The organism is Paenibacillus sp. DMB20 (assembly GCF_000987955.1).
In the GTDB taxonomy this organism is placed as follows: Bacteria; Bacillota; Bacilli; order Paenibacillales; family Paenibacillaceae; genus Paenibacillus_AQ.
Window position 1 is genome coordinate 181,761 of record NZ_LAZU01000041.1, and the last position, 17,238, is coordinate 198,998.

General features: G+C 41.2%; 12 protein-coding genes, 3 pseudogenes and 1 other annotated feature. All 15 genes and pseudogenes read right to left on the reverse strand.

Annotated features, from left to right (window positions below; genetic code table 11):
* Window positions 1-153: 153 nt before the first annotated feature.
* A pseudogene (locus XI25_RS25060) lies at window positions 154-691 on the reverse strand (RCC1 domain-containing protein); the annotation flags it as partial.
* A gap of 177 nt (window positions 692-868) precedes the next feature.
* Complete coding sequence (locus XI25_RS25065) at window positions 869-1,243, reverse strand: hypothetical protein (RefSeq protein WP_046680738.1); 375 nt, start codon at window positions 1,241-1,243, stop codon at window positions 869-871.
* 537 nt (window positions 1,244-1,780) lie between these two features.
* Window positions 1,781-2,581: a nucleotidyltransferase domain-containing protein gene (locus tag XI25_RS25070; RefSeq protein ID WP_046680739.1), complete on the reverse strand. Its 801-nt coding sequence runs from the start codon at window positions 2,579-2,581 to the stop codon at window positions 1,781-1,783.
* Between the two features lie 285 nt (window positions 2,582-2,866).
* Entirely contained in the window at window positions 2,867-3,100 is a 234-nt protein-coding gene (locus XI25_RS33125; protein ID WP_152669219.1) for a hypothetical protein, read from the reverse strand.
* A gap of 99 nt (window positions 3,101-3,199) precedes the next feature.
* Window positions 3,200-4,936 (reverse strand): Rieske (2Fe-2S) protein, encoded by a 1,737-nt coding sequence (locus XI25_RS25075; protein WP_046680740.1) that lies wholly within the window; start codon window positions 4,934-4,936, stop codon window positions 3,200-3,202.
* Window positions 4,937-5,094: 158 nt separating this feature from the next.
* Window positions 5,095-5,349 carry a hypothetical protein gene (locus XI25_RS25080; RefSeq protein ID WP_046680741.1) on the reverse strand — a complete coding sequence of 85 codons (255 nt, stop codon included), beginning with the start codon at window positions 5,347-5,349 and terminating at the stop codon, window positions 5,095-5,097.
* 34 nt (window positions 5,350-5,383) lie between these two features.
* Window positions 5,384-6,285: pseudogene (locus XI25_RS25085) on the reverse strand (NAD(P)-dependent alcohol dehydrogenase); the annotation flags it as partial.
* A gap of 224 nt (window positions 6,286-6,509) precedes the next feature.
* A complete protein-coding gene (locus tag XI25_RS25090; RefSeq protein WP_046680742.1) occupies window positions 6,510-7,742 on the reverse strand; it encodes a carboxylate--amine ligase in 1,233 nt (410 codons plus the stop codon).
* A gap of 43 nt (window positions 7,743-7,785) precedes the next feature.
* Complete coding sequence (locus tag XI25_RS32545) at window positions 7,786-8,352, reverse strand: copper amine oxidase N-terminal domain-containing protein (protein ID WP_235440344.1); 567 nt, start codon at window positions 8,350-8,352, stop codon at window positions 7,786-7,788.
* A gap of 872 nt (window positions 8,353-9,224) precedes the next feature.
* Window positions 9,225-10,883, reverse strand: coding sequence for a glutamate--tRNA ligase (gene gltX, locus XI25_RS25100; RefSeq protein ID WP_046680743.1), 1,659 nt, complete (start codon window positions 10,881-10,883; stop codon window positions 9,225-9,227).
* Between the two features lie 43 nt (window positions 10,884-10,926).
* Window positions 10,927-11,165, reverse strand: a binding site (T-box leader).
* Window positions 11,166-11,537: 372 nt separating this feature from the next.
* Window positions 11,538-11,801, reverse strand: a pseudogene (locus XI25_RS35380) (transposase); the annotation flags it as partial.
* Between the two features lie 232 nt (window positions 11,802-12,033).
* The gene (locus XI25_RS25110) at window positions 12,034-13,512 is read right to left on the reverse strand and encodes an Lsa family ABC-F type ribosomal protection protein (protein WP_046680744.1); all 1,479 of its coding nucleotides are present in this window, start codon (window positions 13,510-13,512) and stop codon (window positions 12,034-12,036) included.
* Window positions 13,513-14,264: 752 nt separating this feature from the next.
* Window positions 14,265-14,693 (reverse strand): VOC family protein, encoded by a 429-nt coding sequence (locus XI25_RS25115; protein ID WP_046680745.1) that lies wholly within the window; start codon window positions 14,691-14,693, stop codon window positions 14,265-14,267.
* 78 nt (window positions 14,694-14,771) lie between these two features.
* On the reverse strand, window positions 14,772-15,821 hold the full coding sequence (locus tag XI25_RS25120; RefSeq protein ID WP_046680746.1) for a sigma-70 family RNA polymerase sigma factor: 1,050 nt from the start codon (window positions 15,819-15,821) through the stop codon (window positions 14,772-14,774).
* Between the two features lie 574 nt (window positions 15,822-16,395).
* Window positions 16,396-17,025: a Vat family streptogramin A O-acetyltransferase gene (locus XI25_RS25130; protein ID WP_046680748.1), complete on the reverse strand. Its 630-nt coding sequence runs from the start codon at window positions 17,023-17,025 to the stop codon at window positions 16,396-16,398.
* Between the last annotated feature and the right edge of the window lie 213 nt (window positions 17,026-17,238).

Below are 17,238 nucleotides of genomic sequence, written 5' to 3' on the forward strand. Positions count from 1 at the left end.
ATAAAAGGCAGCGTCAACGCCTGATTATTCGCTTCTCTTCTACCCATTTTAAGTCGATCTTCCCGAATGTCAGGGCCCAAGAAATTATATTGATAACAAAAAAAAGCCGCATATCATGCGACTTATATAAAAAAACTACCTGCCGGGCAGTTGGATGCCGCGCCATTTGCTTACATTGCATTGGCCATATTCATTATCACCCACGGCTACGACCGTGCCGTCCGATTTAAGGCCGAGCGTATGAGCGCAGCCGGCAGCTACCGCTACAATGTCGCGCCAGCCGCTTACATTGCATTGGCCATGCTCATTCCGGCCCGCAGCAATGACCGTACCGTCCGACTTTAGGCCGATGGTATGATAACTCCCCGCCGAGACCGCCACGATTCCGCTCCAACCGCCTACATCGCATTGGCCGTGCTTATTCAAACCCACAGCCGCCACCGTACCGTCCGATCTAAGACCGATGGTATGAGCATTTCCCGTGTTCGTTGCCATATGAACATTCCCGGCCGCGACCGCTACCATATCGCGCCAGCCGCTTACATCGCATTGGCCGTAATGATTATCTCCTGCAGCCGTGTACCGTGCCGTCCGATTGAAGAGCCACGGAATGGCGTCGACCCGCCGCTAGGGTATGTTTGGGCCACCGTTTCACGTTTAACGCCGCTTCTTTCGGCGAAATGTAATCCATCTCTTACCTCCTTGAAAACAAAACCTTCTATAATATAAATTCATGGCAAAGAAATAAATACCAACCGTTCTCATTTCGTAACATCTAGTCTCTGATGAAATAGTACTCTTTGTTCGTTTTATCATATACGTATAAGCTGATCCATCGGGCTTTTTCGTATTGATACGCGTTTCTGGTTTAACGGCTTTGTTTAGTGGATTGATCGTCAATCGCTTGAACAGCTAGTTCCAACGCTTTAATTCTTCTTTCTAAAAGCGTTTTTTGGGGACTGCCATCCTTTGACTTGGCATAACTGTTTTTAATTGAAGGAATTAAACCAGTAATAACATTATGAGCTGCTGCTAAATCATCCTGGGTGTAATGATGGGGTCTTTGATTCCAAATGTTTTCTAGCATGGATAAACCGATGGAAACAGCTTTGAGTCGTTTCTTTACTAGGGTAGTATTTGCGCCATTTTGGGTCATCTGGGACAAGGCATTCTCGAGTTTGCTGATTGTCGATTGTAAAGATTTTATTGATTCCAATCTAACTTCAACTGGTACGTTTTCCATGTTAATGCTGTCCTTTCTTCGTTTCTGAATTATTTTGCTGGATGCTTGATAAAACTTTAAGAACCTGATTTCACTCGCATAGCTTAATTGTACAACATTTATGCAATTGCTAAGGTTAGTCCGTCCTGTCCCTTGATTTCTCAGTATCAATTCAAGAAATGTTTAGAATACGTACTTTAATGTTTTTCTAAAGAGATGACATTTAATTGGAGAAGAATTTAATTTCTTTACATATCGAAGTAAACTTCCGTTATTTTAATTAGGCCTCTGTCGTTGAGTCACGACAAGAACCTACATACTTAGTAACAAAAAAAGCCGCATTTTATGCGGCTTTCAAAGTCTATATGTTATTGGGTCATCGGACATCCATTTCCTCTCTTGTTACACTCATAGTAATAACCAAATGCCCTTTTATAGCAACCCAATTCAGTTTCTTTGTACCTCCTAACCGTACATCTACTTAAAATATGATACTAATTTTTAATAAAAATGCCATGCGTCTTGAAGCCCTATTATCCGCTCCACCCACGCCTTCTTCTAGTTCTTGTCCTCTTGAGATTGGGCTGAATATACATTGTTAAGAAACTCGATAGAGATGCGTTCTGCCTCCGCTTTTGTTACAATTTCCGAAACCTGGCGTAAACTTTGGTACATATTTATCGTATTTTTTAAAGCCTGATAGCAACTATCAAAATTGTGGAGGGAAATCGTTCCTTTAAGCTCCTCAAGTTCTTGGACACCGTATTTCTCTAATTTTCGAACCCCTCGAGGTTGCTGGCCGTTACGAATGAGAACCAACGGCCCCAAAACGGTGCTTCGCATAAATGTTAAAAGATCTATTAATTCAAACAACTCGCCTCTCCCTAGTTTCGTTGCTCCATAATGAACCCATACCCAAAAGCGGTCCTCAATCCATTGCGGATCAGGGTAAGGGAAAGTCATCGTTGTTTTGTTGAGTATCGTTGTAATGTCAGAACCTCTCTCCCAAAGAATTTTCGGATTTTCGATTCGGGATTCAAGTTCTTGCGGTTGTACAAATTTTAGGTCGACATGAAGAGGAACGGGACCATAAAGACAAATAACCAGACGAGGCTCACCAACATGCTCGCCCGTGAATGCCGAGAGTAGGTTACCAAGCCCTTCTGCAATGCGAAGTCGTTGTTCCATGATCTCACTTCGGAATTCGGTGCGGTAGACAATGATTAAATCCAAATCACTGTACTCGTCCATAGCTCCGTGCACCATAGAACCTCCTGCAAGCAGACCTGTAAGTCGTTGATCTTGGCGTAAATACTCTATTGCCTTTTCAATGAATCGTTCATGTACGGGTAACCTCATCCAAAACACTCCTTAAATCGTGACCCATAAAATGGGTATTACTAAAAAATAACATTTAGATCATGTGAGTGTCAACCATGACCGGCCTTGGTATATGTTCACTAATAAAAAGGCCTTTTCTTAGGTTAAAATAACCACTTAATACCGGAGAGGACTGGAAATTAGTTGAAAGAGAAAGGAGCAGATGCCTTATACTGTCTGCTCCTTGTTTCGTATACTTACACATCGTATTTATCCATCCAGTACTTTAGTTGATTGAAACATCCTACTCTTCTTGCCGGCTGCCTAACGTATTCCGTTAGTTTTCTTTCCTCTGATCGCTTCCAACGCTTGGCGTGCCATTCCCGTTCGCGGATGCATCGATTCCAAACAGCCGATCGGGCTACACACACACACACGCTCATAAGTAACTCCGTTCATCCGAACATGGCTAAACTCGCACGTCATGAACTGTTCCCTGTACAGCCAAGCCCCGCTCCGGACGAATCCGTACACGATGTGGGTACCTTTGATGTGCATCCAGATAAATACTCCATAGGTTCACCGCTGATTCCCAAGTAAAAAATGGTTCCGCTAATACCTCTACTCTGTAATAATTGTAAGGGCTTTCTCACTTTATTATTCTTCGAACAATTTCTCGCCGCGATGGAGCCGCCATGCAATTTTAGCCGTATGAGGCGTCTCACGGGAAGTCGGAGCATGCGAGGCCAAATAACGGGTAACCGCAAGGATCAGCGTTTCGCGGGCCTTCTCAGCGAACGGCCCAGACTCTGAAGCCCAGCGGTCATATTCCGCCACGGCCGCCTCGTACATCTGGAAGGTATGGAATTCCGCATCCTCTCGAAGCAGCGCATGACCCAATACGTTAAATAAAGGCTCTAGCTTTCCGCCACTGCGCAAGTAGCGGATCACCCATGCCGCCGCCGACGCCACTTGCTGTTGCTTGTCGAGAATTTCAAGCAGCTCCGTGGGCTGCGGTACTTCCTCAGTCGCGCCCATTCCATCCGGTCTCGGAGCAGCCGGGATGTTCAAAAACCGGTCGAGGTAAATCGTAGCCGCAGTATGGAAAATACCGCGAACCAGCGATGAATCGGCAGAGCGGATCAAACCTTCGTGAACGGCGTGAGCATGCGTAAACGTGTGTAGCACCGAAATCCAGTCCCCGAAATCGTTATGCATATGGAAGCGGACGATCCGTTCTGCCGCAGCCAATGCGGCAATTTGCGAGATGCGCACTGGAGAGGCGCCGCTGAGCAAAGCATCCTTCAGCATTTGAACCGTCCGAAGCGGATCGTCTCCAAGCAGCGCTTGGAGCAGCCCCTCGTCGTCGATGTCAGAACCCCCGCTTCCAGATGAAACTCCCTTATTAGACAGTTCCTCGAACGCTTCCTTCAACGGCTGAATCAAATTGACCGGAGACTGCCAACTATGAAGCTCTTCGCTTCGCGATGCGTTCCCGAACATCGGAACGAGCGAAGCGAGGACATAATTGCGCTGCTCGTGCCCGACATACTTCAAGCTCTCGAATGCCTTATTATGGAAATCTAGCGTATGCCCTCCATTAATATAGAAATGGTCCGTCGCCGCCATGCTCATCATAGAGAATAACCGCTTCTCATCCGCCCCCGCCTGCACGGCGGTCAGTAGTACCCGTTCCGCTCCGCGCGTATCCCGAACCTCGATGCAATCGCGGTACCATTCCCTCAACCGTTCTTCGGAGACGCCTGTATTCGGAAGTGGATTGAGTAAGAAGCGCGTTCCGCTTCCGACTGATTCGCGCGCCGTGTGCTGCAATCCTTGAAACAATGCAAGGATCCGGCCTTGTTTATCAAGCTTTGGCAGGATGTTGGCCATCGCGGTCAGAATCGTTAATCCGGAGCCCCACCCTTGCCTGCGCTGTTTGACCCCAAATTCGATCCCAATCGCTGCGATTTCCGTCTCTGGAACACCCGCCTCCATTAATCCGACTATGGCCTTGGCTATGACAAGACCGATATTTTGCTCAAGGCCGCTCAGAAGCCGGTCTTTATACAGCTGTACTTGATTGCTGTTCCGGGAATTCGGGTTGACCCAAATCAATCCGTTATGAACGGTTATATCGTGTACCGGAACATCGTCCGCCCAAGGGTCGAGCGTTCCGCCGCTGCATACGTCAAAACGAGCATGATGCCAATGGCATGTCAAAATTCCGTTGCACAAACTTCCCATGTGGAGCGGAAAACCGAGGTGTGGGCACCGGTTGTCAAGCGCATGCACTTCATCCTCGTGATAAAGTACTACGATTCCCCCCTTGATCAGCTTCGGTCCTTGCTCTCGGAGCTCTACTACCGTACCCGCCTGAATCCAACCATTCATGAAAACGCCTCCATTTTTCAATATCATACGCTCATGCTTTCCATGCCTATAGAACATATTATTTCGAACACTTTTTAAACATTCACATTTAAAAAGTAAATTCTTTTTTTATGCCCAAAAATGAATCCGAATCTGGATATCTATTTACTATGCGACCATCATTCTGGAAGAGCCATTCGATAGAGTTTAACGTCATTCTCTTGCGGCGTGTCCATCTGAATGGTTACTGATAAAATAAAGGTAGTTGTCTTCGATCCGCATATTCCGAATTCTTCCTTGACTCCTAAGTTTTTGTGCAGCCTCATGCCCCATTTCCCGATTTTACTTGCCCAAAAGACCTTATAACCATTCGAAACCAATTGTTCGACCAGCTCATATTCACTTCCTCGATTCCCGCCGATGTAAAGAGGCACACCAGTCGGCGTGCCCCTAGAGTAGGATTAATCCTTATTCACTCCCTATGGTGCTGATATCGATGACAAAGCGATATCGGACATCAGAAGCTATAACACGATCCCAGGCTTCATCAATCTGGTCAGCTGAAATGACCTCGATCTCCGGGCCAATGTGGTGTTTGGCGCAAAAGTCAAGCATTTCCTGCGTTTCGCGAATTCCGCCAATCATGGATCCGGCGAACGGCCGACGATGACCGATCAGTGAGAATACGTTAACTGATAAGGGCTCCGCTGGGGCACCTACATTGACGAGTGTACCGTCCAGCGCCAGAAGCGAAAGTAGGCACTCATATCGATCTTCGCGCTCACGGTATTCACGATAAGGTCAAACGGACCAGCCAGTTGCTTAAATGTCTCCGGATCACTAGTGTCATAGAATGGTCCGCGCCAAGCCGTAAACCGTCTTCTTTCTTCTTCAAAGTTTGGGATAAAACCGTAACCTCAGCACCCATAGCATTAGCGAGCTTCACAGCCATGTGTCCGAGTCCGCCAAGTCCAACAACGGCTACCTTCTTGCCGGGAGCGCTCCCCAATGGCGCAGCGGCGAATACGTTGTGATTCCGGCACACAAAAGCGGAGCGACAACGTCAAGCGCCATACCGTCGGGAATTCTCACCACGAAGTCTTCCGTTACGACAATGTGGGTGGAATAACCGCCTTGCGTATATTGCCCGTATCTGTCGAAAGCAGCATAGGTGTCCGATTTTCCATTCAGGCAATACTGCTCCTCTTCGTTACGGCAGTTATCGCACATTCTGAAGGAGTCAACCATGCAGCCTCCCCCTACTTGGTCGCCAACGGTATATATTTTGTGACTTCGGAGCCTACCTGGGCGACAATTCCGGCGATTTCGTGACCTGGAACGAGCGGATAGTTTACCGGCCCCCCCTCGCCTCGAACGAAGGTTCCCTCCCCTCCTGTGCTGTACGAATCTGTTTCTCTTGTTGATTAAATTTGTAGAGGCAATTTCAGTCAATGCTAAACAGGCTTCCGAAGATCGGAAGCCTGTTTTAACATATCTGGTAAATTATTTCAGAAAAAAGTTACATCTTACAATTCTTCATAAAATTAAAACTAGAGGCTTTCAGGAATATCCTCTCATTTTAAGTGGATGCAGCTTATTGCTTATTAAAATAATACTGTCGGAAATTTTTAATATGTGCATAGTTATACCTTGAAATTCTTATAATTCGTTTTAGGTTTAAGTCCTTTTTATACCAAAGTGATTTGAGCACTTTTTTTTGTTTATACATTTTTTTAATTTCAGTTGACAACTTCGGCTCAGTTACATATTTTTGTAATATGATTTTCGGAACATTTGTCCAAAGACCTATCTTGTCACTGTATATACATTCTTCCTCCTTACCATAGACAACGTTGTCTATTAGTGCAGCTATCATATTAAGTCCTGCTGCCCTGACAAATAAACTGCTTCTACCAAGTCGCGGATTAATTTCAAACATCATATACTTGCCTGTTCTGCTGTCGTATTTCATATCCATATTCGAATAACCTATATAACCGATTTTTTCAAGAAAAGCCTTTACCTTCAAATATATATCCATATCGGAACGAGAAATGATCGCAGCATAATTTCCAAGTGTTTTGGGTGCATATTCCTCAAGCACGGGCTGTCCTAGACACATCATCTTTACTTTTCCATTGTCATCAGAATAGCTATTGATGACTCGCATAGAACTGTCCCCACCAGGAATAAATTCTTGTATAATTAATTTTCCATTATAATCGGAATCATTCATGTTTCTAACCATCTTTAAATAGTCATCCTTAGTGTTAAAGAAAAACACCTTTTTTTTGCCCTCAAAGTCACTATGCAAATAAGCGTATGCATTGCTGTTTTCCGGCTTTACAACAATGGGAAATTCAAAATCCATTCCCTCCAACGCTCTTTCACGCTCATGCGCCTCGCAAACAATCGTTTTCGGATAATCCAGACCATGTTTCTCACATAGTTTGTAAAATTTATCTTTCGTATCAAGCGTATCAAGCAATTCCTCGGAAATAAAGTGATTAGCGATGAGTCCTTTGAATTTGCAATAATGTCGGGACAACATCCCGGCATAATAATCCGAACAAGGGATAACGATTAATTTTTTGTTAGGAGCAGCGTGTTTCTCCAATATGGAAAGCAGAGCTTCGGGAAATACTTTTTCATGGTCAAATCGATCGATTTGGACAAGATCAAACAAGTTACTGTTCATGGTTGGTATTAACAGCCGTGTGCACAACAGAAGTGGCTTGATTTGATAAGTCTCATGAATTAGTCTGGCGTTGCCATATGCGTTTTCATCGCTTCCTAGTATAATTGGTAGAAAATCGTAATGTCCCATATCTTCTCCTTTTCTCCAGCGACAATGGACTTTTATATTGACCTCAAATAGTAATTTTCAAACTATTATTACTTGAACTAAATTTCAGGCTAGCTCCTAGTCCCTTTGCAAAAACTTGCGCAGGAACATATGTAACTCCATTTATTATTTTTGGTGCTGCACTGGTAGTTTCAGTTGATCCATTGTAATAAACTGTTTTGCTGCCTAACGTAAGAGTCAATTCTCGAACTCCCTTTTTTACACCGACCGTTCCACTGGACTTATCGTAAGTTACCGTTGCCCCTAAACCTTTTGCAATTTCACGCAAAGGAACAAGGTTAATGTTTTGGTAAATCACAGGTTCACTACTAAAAGTGATTTTTTGTTCATTTACATATACATTTAGCCCAGACTTTTTATAGGATGGTGTTTGTACAGTTGAATCATTATCAAAACTAATTGCGAATTGTTTTTTTACTAAGGGATTCTCCATCCATTTTTCCATTTCTTCTGATGAGTAATCATACTCTAATTTAATTAAATTTTTTTCTTCAGCAATTACCTGGCTTGAAGAAAAGAAAATAAAACAGATTAATAATAAACTTAAAATCTTTAATATGGTTCTTATCAAATAATGCCCCCCCATCATCCTCATTGTAATCGAGCCTAAAGCATTAAACTAAGGATAGATGTCAAGCCAAATATTATCAACGAAATAAAATTTATTTTTTTTGCGACTTGATTCGATAAATGAAGGAAACTATATTATTATGTTTATTTATAGTAATTATCGTCTTTTTACAACTAGCATTTTTCTTTAATGCCCGGTGACCTGCATACGGTTGACAGTTAAATCATCCTTTAACCCGGGACTCTCGTCCGTTTGTTGTGCAATTCTTTCCAGCTTCGGCTTTCCCGGTGCGGCAGAGCATAACGTCGCAGGTCACAATGGCTAAATGGTTTTATCAATTGCAAACGATATATGTTCTTATCAAGATCCAGGATTAATCTGAATAATAGGTCAATATTGTAATTATGTTTTTTGTCCCCTTGCTCGTCTTAAAAAGTAAATAAATCATATACCGACTTAAGAGAAAGATATTTATAAGGTTTATTGATATCAATATTTTGCTGGCTATGCCGTAAAAGCAGACGCTCCCAAACTTCCCGAGTATCTAAACCTCCGTATTCTGCCTTCGGAGATAGTAGCCATACTGCTGTTCCATTCGGATACGGAGTTTTTTGACACTCATCTAATCGGCTATGGATATATGTTCTTGTCTTTTGGTTTGGACAAGAACATTATCCTTAAACAAAAAAACGAGTAGCTACGCGATTCCTATGCATATATCTTGTTGTTCACTGACATGTATCGTAAAAATATATTTGGTGTCATACACTATATAGTTCTCATTGTCTTTTTGTAAAAAAAGTTGTTTTTCACCTCTCATCCTAAGAGAAAAAAATGACCGGTTGAACGTCGGTCATTTTTACTTTAAACTCTTATGACAACATAAATCTCTCCATTCGTTCAAAAACCCTATTTTCGCCCATGACTTTCATAATATCAAACAAATCAGGTGTATTGGTTCTGTTAGTTAGAGCGGCCCTAAGTACCATCGCTACATCACCAACATGCCCCTTGTAACGGTTAGGGTTGGCTTTAAATTGCTTTATTTCCTTTGCAAATCCGAGTTCCACAGCAAGTTCTTTAATTTCATGGAACCAAGCTTCCTTTTCATTATTAAACCTATAAGTTTTGCTGAAACCTAGTACAATTTCTTTCGCAACATCTAAACTTACATTTGTAGGTATCTTGTAGCCACCCAATACATCCTTTTCAAACCATTCGTCATAAAAGAAAGCAATTATTGTCTTTAGATCTGACCACTTTGAATAATCTTTTCTTGGTTTCTCAATGGTTCGACCTATATTTAGAATTTTAACAGTGTATTCCTTATTTTTGTCAATTAAAGTATATAGCTCAGAATCAAATTCCTTTGACCAGGTGTATAAATGGTCAAATACTTGTTTGCCCGTGAGCCTTGAGATAACATCCTTGCTGATGTCACCTAGTTTATTCATGTCTAATAAGGCACCGCTGGCATTCATTTTATCGGTATAGATAAAAAAGTCTCTAAATGATTTATGAGGGTTTACCATTCTCCATTCTTCAAAGTCAGAATTGATGAGATTCATGAAGTATTCACCTATAGCTATTCCTGGGTATCCTTGTTCTCTGTAATACTCAGCGGTACCATCAAGATCCTTACGTTTACTGAATTTCCGTTTTGAAGCTCCGACTTGCTTCATTATTGGAGCAATATGTCCGTATTCCGGTATTTCAAAACCTAAGGTTTCAAACAACTGAATATGGATAGGCACAGAAGAAAGCCATTCATCGCCCCTAATGACATGGGTTGTACCCATCAGATAATCATCAATGGCATGAGCAAAGTGATATGTTGGTAAACCATCCGTTTTCATTATAACAATATCTTGGAAATTTTCAGGTAGCTCAATCGGACCTTTCACCAAATCGTTGTATATTATTCTCCTGTCTGGTGAACCTGAAGATCTAAGTCTAATAACAAACGGTTTACCATCTAAAATCTCTTCTTTGGCTTGCCCAAAAGAAATATCTCGATGTTTGGCCCATTGACCATAATAGCCTGTTGTTACTTTTAAGTTTTGCTGGCTTATTCTTATCTTTTGTAGATCGTCCTTATCACAGAAGCAGGGATATGCTAATCCTTTTTGCACTAAGTGTTTAATAAATATCTTATAGATTTTTATTCGTGAGCTTTGTTTATAGGGTCCCAAAGCACCCTTTTCGCCACCTGATAAGGTAGGTCCCTCATCAAAATGAATCCCGAAGTATAACAATGAATGGATAATGTTTTCGATGCCACCTTTTATTTCGCGTTTTTTATCTGTGTCTTCGATACGCAGGAAAAATACTCCATTACTTTGGTGGGCTAATCTTTCTGATATTAAAGCTGCGTAAAGCCCACCAATATTTAATGAACCCGTTGGGCTCGGTGCAAAACGTGTAACCATAGCAGATATAGACAAATTTCTTGGCGGATATAGTGAATAAATATCAGTCGGTAACTGCCCAACATCCGAAAATAACAGTTCTGCCATGTTCTCATTTGACATATCCTATCCTCCGTAGGTTCAAAATAAAAAGCCCTTCATCCTGTTAAAGGACGAAAGGCTTGCTTCCGCGTTACCACCTAAATTGGTTAAAAACCCACTCAATATGCAGCAATACATTATCTTACTGCACATTTCTTTAACGGGAAATCCCCGATAGACCTACTCCAATTTTTCGATCTACTGCTCCAAGGCTTCTTTCATTAAGCTCGAATACCCAATTTCACCAGCATGGGCTCTCTAAGATTCGAGTGATTAATTACTCTTCCTCTTCATTGCATTTTACAATATGTGGATATGCTTGCTGATACAATAATTCATTATTACCAAGTTGTCAAGAATCGATTCGGACTTGGAGTTACCAAATATCCATGGGTATTGTTATGCGCTGTTTCGAAGAAATTACGTTCGTGGTAGGCTCAAACCTAATTCGGCTGTGGTGTTATTGGCATACAATATCGCATGAACAAAACCCTTGCGAGGCGAAACTCATAGAGGCTTTAAGGGCTTAAACCAGTTGACGTAATCGGATAATTCCAGTTCTAACTTTTAAAGGCTCTGGAAGTTCATCTGGTTCGACGTCTGGATACGACGAAGCCGCGCTCATTGAGCTTAACTTTCCGTAGGCTTTACGATTCTTGTGGAAAAGCTCCACTATTTATCACGGTTGTTTTGGATGATAGCTACTTTCGTCCCATGATCAGCGCGGCTTGCTTTAAAAATGTCATTCTCCATTTTGAGGCGCTGGTTCTCTTTTCGTAAGGCAATGAGTTCATTTTTTTCCACAGAGCGATTGTTCTTCTCAGAGAACGAGCCTGAGATTTGAGATTGCTTAATCCAACGATCCAAAGATGAGGCTGTGAGGCCTTATTCCTCCACAATCGCCGCTCTGGACTTCCCATTCTCATAGAGTTCTACCATTTGTTTCTTGAATTTATTGTTGATCTTACAGGCCCCGGGCCCTCTTACACCCCAATTTTTCGCCGTCGGTTCCCCAATATCATCCCCTCTTGTATTCCGTCTTTTGAAACCCCGCTTTACAAAAGTCATATCGCTTATCAAGACTTAAATTAAAAGAGGATAAGATAAATAAAAGGACATTACATATTAGTCAAAATAAAATACGTAATGTCCTTCAATTCTTCATATTCAACTACATAGATATCGTTTTTGTTGCAACTGTTTGTTGAAATGCTTGATCATGCTCAACAAAAACCATTGTTGGATTAAATGTTTGAATAAGCTCTTCAATCTGCATGCGCGAATAAATATCAATAAAATTTAAGGGTTCATCCCAAATATATAGATGAGCCTTTTCACATAAACTTTTGGCTATAAGCAGCTTTTTCTTTTGTCCACCAGAATAATGAGATATATCTTTCTCGAATTGAATTCGGTCAAAATCCATCTTACGTAAGATTGATTTAAATAACGGTTCATTAATCTCATGTTCTTCAATAAAGTCCGATAACAGTCCCTTTAAATGAGAAGTATCCTGCTGAACATAGGAAATGATAAGTCCAGAGCCTAAATTCATTGAGCCTGTATGTTGTATCGGATCTCCTAAGATTAGTTTTAGGATACTGCTTTTTCCGCTTCCATTCTTTCCATCAAGTACAATTCGGTCACCTGGCTCAACCTTAAAGCTAATTGGCTTATTCACGATTTGGTCATCATACTTAACAGACAAGTTAGACAAAACAATCAGTTCTTTTGACTGAAATTCCAATGGTTCTAATTTTAATGATTCGGTTTTTTCCACATTTTTTAGCAGTTTTGACTTTTCTTCAATAGCTTTTTGTTGCCTTGATTCAATGTTCTTTGCTCTCTTCATCATCTTTGCCGCTTTATGTCCCACAAATCCCTTGTCCAACTTAGAGCCCGAATTCGTCGTCCCATTTTTTGAAGCTTCCACTTGATGAGACCAACCTGCTGAACGCTTTGAGGAATCTTTTAATCTCCCGATGTCTTTTTGCAGACGCTCATTCGTTGCTTCTTCATGTTCCTGCTGTCTATCAAAATTTAACTTCCATGAAGAATAGTTTCCACTTTGAACTTCAATATTCGCTCTATTGATCGAGAGAATATGGTCAACGCATCCATCTAAAAAGATTCTGTCGTGTGAAATTAAAATAAACCCTTTTTTCTTCTTTAAATAACTAGAGACAATCTTACGTGCATCAGTGTCTAAATGATTGGTAGGCTCATCGATCAATAGAAATTGACCTTCATTCAAAAATAGTGCGGCAAGCAATACCTTTGTTTGTTCTCCATTTGATAATGTTATAAATGGCCGGTACATGACCTCGGCATCAACGTTCAGATAGGATATTTCGCGAAGAAATTCCCAATCTTCTGCTTGGGGGCAAATTTCTTCAAGAATTTCATAGGTATACTTATTTTTATCCGAAACTGGATAAGGGAAATAATTGAATTCTACCGAAGACGTGATTTTCCCACTATACTCATAATTCCCTAATAACAGATTAAAGAAAGTTGTTTTTCCTCGTCCATTTCTGCCGATAAATCCAAGTTTCCAATCCGTATCTATCTGAAAGTTTACGCCTTCAAAAATATTGTCAAAGCTGCTCGGATAAGAAAAAGTTAAGTCTTGTACTTGTATCATTGACATGTTAATTCCTCCGTATAAGTTTAATAGTATTAGCGACTTATACGGAGCATTACATGTGTAACGATAGTGTCTGAGTTACTCATTTCTTTCTCCCCTTTATTTTACAGATAATAAAAAATATCAATCTTTCCATGAGAGAATAAAAAATCCCCCCAATTTATAATTGGAAGGATTAGTCTTTCACTTAACTCAAATAAGTTCATTGCCAATATTAGAATCATGGCATTTAAGTGTTAACTGATTTATAAAAATGATAGACTAATCCTATATTTTGTATTTTGAAGTTATTCATTTCAAATAAAATATAGATTAGTTAATCATTGTTCATCCATCAGTCCTCTCATTATTGTATTTTTATATTAACAACTTTTTTAATGGAATACAACATCAGCATCAATCTCCCCTCAAATCACTGATTTAGCAACATGACCTTCATCTACTTACCCGAACCTTAAGGGAGAGTTGACAGTTGGGTTATATCTGATTAAATTACATGATTTAGACGCCTTCTTTATATCGACCTTTTAATAGAGTCTAATAAGAATATTGGATCAAGGGTAGAGCTAACGGACAGGTCAGTGTTTCGAATAAGTGAGCCTTTACTTTATCCACTTCCTAGGGTGTTCGATGTACAGCAAGGAACACGCTTCCTCGAAATCGACTCCAAATCCTTCACTAACAAGACAAAAGAGGTCCTAGCGGACTCACTCCTGGTATGGAAAAAATATATCTAGGGATGCTGGTAAGCCCCTTCATTGTTGCCAAACGTTAAATTTGTTGCCATCCGGATCTTTAAAGCGGAACTGCAGGCCACAACTTCCATAATCCGTAACCGTTTCAACCTGCGCTCCATTCTCCCGCAATGACTCGTGAAGTGCCACGATATCCTCCGTCTCGAAAGTTAGGGAAAACATTTCAAAGTTTTCACCTTCCCAGTCGTCCGTAGTAAAGTTGGCGTTTGGCCTATCCTTAGATTCGATAAGAAACAGCCACTGCCCGCTACCCATAATCATAATTCCGCCTTCGGGTGAGCGGGGCTTCAGTCCCAGCACGCGCATATACCATTCCCTTGCCCGATTCACATTGGCTACCGGAATGTAATTGCAGTGAACTCCTTTTAACAATGGATTCATTTCCTTCTTTCGTTGTAGATTGGTCTGTTCTGCAGACGATGGATTCATTTATGATCCTCCTTATGTTGTGTTTCGATATATAGACGAACGAGGTTTTTAAATCCCGTCATCACTTAATAAATTTTTTTATTTTTCCGAGAAAATGCCGAACCGGTTGCCTTCCAAATCAAAGAAGGAAAAGTTATCCCCCTCAATCCCGGTTTGTTCTCCCTTTTCCACTTGAATGCCTTGCTCCCTCAAAACCTCATAAAGTGTTACCGGATCTTCGACCAAGAAAATAAGAACAGGTAGTTTGGAATCACTATACTCGGAAAGTACCGATTCATTCACTTCAATTAGATATAAAGTATGTCCCGAGGGAAGCTGCAAGTGTCCATTGCGATCCAATGAAAGACCGAAATATTCGACAAACCAGTCCGTCGATTTTACCCGGTTGGATACCGGAATATAATACTGTCCAGCCTGCTTGACAATCCGTTCCACAACTTTGGTAACTATCGTTTCCGTTGATTCACGGTTGCCGAAATACATTGACCAAGCCGCTAAGTAATCTTCTCTCAGCAGCTTTCGGCTTCTCCTGATACGGCTCTCCACCGCACTAACGGATACGTTCAATGCTTTAGCGATCTCAGGCATGGACATTTCGCTAATATAGTACGATAGCACGACCGTTCGATTCATTTCATCGAATTTCTCGAGCGCTTTCAAGATATCGAAACGCAACTCATTCTGCAAAATGCTTTCTCCAGTAGAGTGTATAGCAGGGTCTATTTTAAGTTTATCTCTCAGCCGTGAGTCCCGGTTTTGCTTCCGCTTCATATCTATACTGAGCCTTGTAGCGATTGAATACAGCCAACTTCCGAACTTTTCAGGCTGCTTCAGAGTATGTAATACCGTATATGCCTTCACAAAAGTTTCCTGCGCTATATCCTGTGCAAGGTGATAGTCTCTTAATACTCCATATGCCACTGCACAGACTGCATTCGAATAGGTTCTGACTAAAGTAGTGAATGCTTCAATATCACCGTTGCCGGCTGACTCGACTAAATCAATATCATGCTGAATATAACTCCCCTCCTTTTCTTTCCAGATGTTTGATTTCGACAGTCTTAGTTTATTTCCTTCGAAATTGTGGGGGGGAATAAACCTGACTATCGAAAAGCCATCATTTAGCATGGAGCAACAGAAGCACTTTCAAATCATCCTTTAATAAAGTGTCGTATAGTCTGTACATTAAGTTGCCTTATGTCGATGTTGTTTTCATTTCCAGTATCCAGCCGATCTCATGAAGGAGCGCAAGTCCTTGTTCTTCAGCCACTCTAGCCTGTTTCAATAACTGAGCTGCGGCATGGACACACCACGCTTATTGCTCGTCTTTAAAGAAAAGGCAACCGATACAAAAAGCCGGCTGCCTTCAAAAGCTCCACGGATTTCAAGGTACCATCCTTCAAAATCCTTTATAGTCAACCTTGAAATGAGGATATAGATGGATTGGCTGAAACGCATGGATAACGCAATGGAATATGTCGAAACACACTTATCTGATGAAATCGATTTCGATCAAGCAGCTAAAATCGCTTGTTGCTCCACTTACCATTTTCAGCGGATGTTTTCGTTTGGGTCCCTGTATTTAAGAAGCCTGATGCTTAGAAGATTGATAATCTTTACTGAGTAAGAACAGCAAAGAAACAGCAAAATGGGAAGCCAAGAGCTCTTATTCTCGGCTTCCCATTATGTTCATAATGAGCTATTAAATTTCTTTAATTATAGTCAGATCCCCACTGCATAGCGTTTCAAGATTATCAAAAATTTTACGAACAGGCCAATCCCACCATTTAATGGTAAGGAGAACATCGATGAGTTCATCATCCCTTTTCTTAATAATTTTGCAAGGATTCCCGCCTGCAATATGGTAAGGTGGAACATCTTTTACAACGACAGTATTGGCTGCAATGATTGCTCCATCACCAATATGCACGCCGGGCATTACGGTGACATTTTGACCGATCCACACATCGTTTCCAATTACTGTGTCACCTTTAAGGGGTAAGTCTGCCAGTGTTGGAGTCGATTTCTCCCAGCCATTGCCCATAATGTTAAATGGATAGGTAGTGACACTGCACATTCTATGGTTTGCACCATTCATTACAAATTCAATACCCTTTGCTATTGCGCAAAATTTTCCGATAATCAGCTTATCTCCAATAAATTCATAGTGATGTGTGACATGCTCTTCAAACTTTTCAGCACCGTTTATGTCGTCATAGTAGGTGTAGTCACCGACAATAATATTTGAGCGTGTTACAACGTTTTTAATATAGCATATACTTTTAATTGCCTCATTTGGGTAGATTGCATCAGGATCAGGTCCATAGTGCATATAAAAATCCCTCCTTCGTGATATAAAAATAACAAAGAATACAGTGTTCTACTCGATTATTTCTGATATTTTATTATACCTCGATTCTGTATCAAAATATCTCAATGAGATCCGATACCAAAGACAAACTTAACATGTCGGGATTGTCAATGACACAAAACAACCCTAAATCAAGTCATCTAATTCAGGGTTGTTTTGTGTCATTATTACTTT

Bases quoted from the DNA above. Each gene is read 5' to 3' on its own strand.
- XI25_RS25115 (WP_046680745.1), bottom strand. From the start codon at position 14,693: ATGAATCCATCGTCTGCAGAACAGACCAATCTACAACGAAAGAAGGAA.
- XI25_RS25130 (WP_046680748.1), bottom strand. From the start codon at position 17,025: ATGCACTATGGACCTGATCCTGATGCAATCTACCCAAATGAGGCAATT.
- XI25_RS25090 (WP_046680742.1), bottom strand. From the start codon at position 7,742: ATGGGACATTACGATTTTCTACCAATTATACTAGGAAGCGATGAAAAC.
- XI25_RS25120 (WP_046680746.1), bottom strand. From the start codon at position 15,821: ATGCTAAATGATGGCTTTTCGATAGTCAGGTTTATTCCCCCCCACAAT.
- XI25_RS25070 (WP_046680739.1), bottom strand. From the start codon at position 2,581: ATGAGGTTACCCGTACATGAACGATTCATTGAAAAGGCAATAGAGTAT.
- XI25_RS25075 (WP_046680740.1), bottom strand. From the start codon at position 4,936: ATGAATGGTTGGATTCAGGCGGGTACGGTAGTAGAGCTCCGAGAGCAA.
- XI25_RS33125 (WP_152669219.1), bottom strand. From the start codon at position 3,100: ATGCACATCAAAGGTACCCACATCGTGTACGGATTCGTCCGGAGCGGG.
- XI25_RS25065 (WP_046680738.1), bottom strand. From the start codon at position 1,243: ATGGAAAACGTACCAGTTGAAGTTAGATTGGAATCAATAAAATCTTTA.
- gltX (WP_046680743.1), bottom strand. From the start codon at position 10,883: ATGTCAAATGAGAACATGGCAGAACTGTTATTTTCGGATGTTGGGCAG.
- XI25_RS25110 (WP_046680744.1), bottom strand. From the start codon at position 13,512: ATGTCAATGATACAAGTACAAGACTTAACTTTTTCTTATCCGAGCAGC.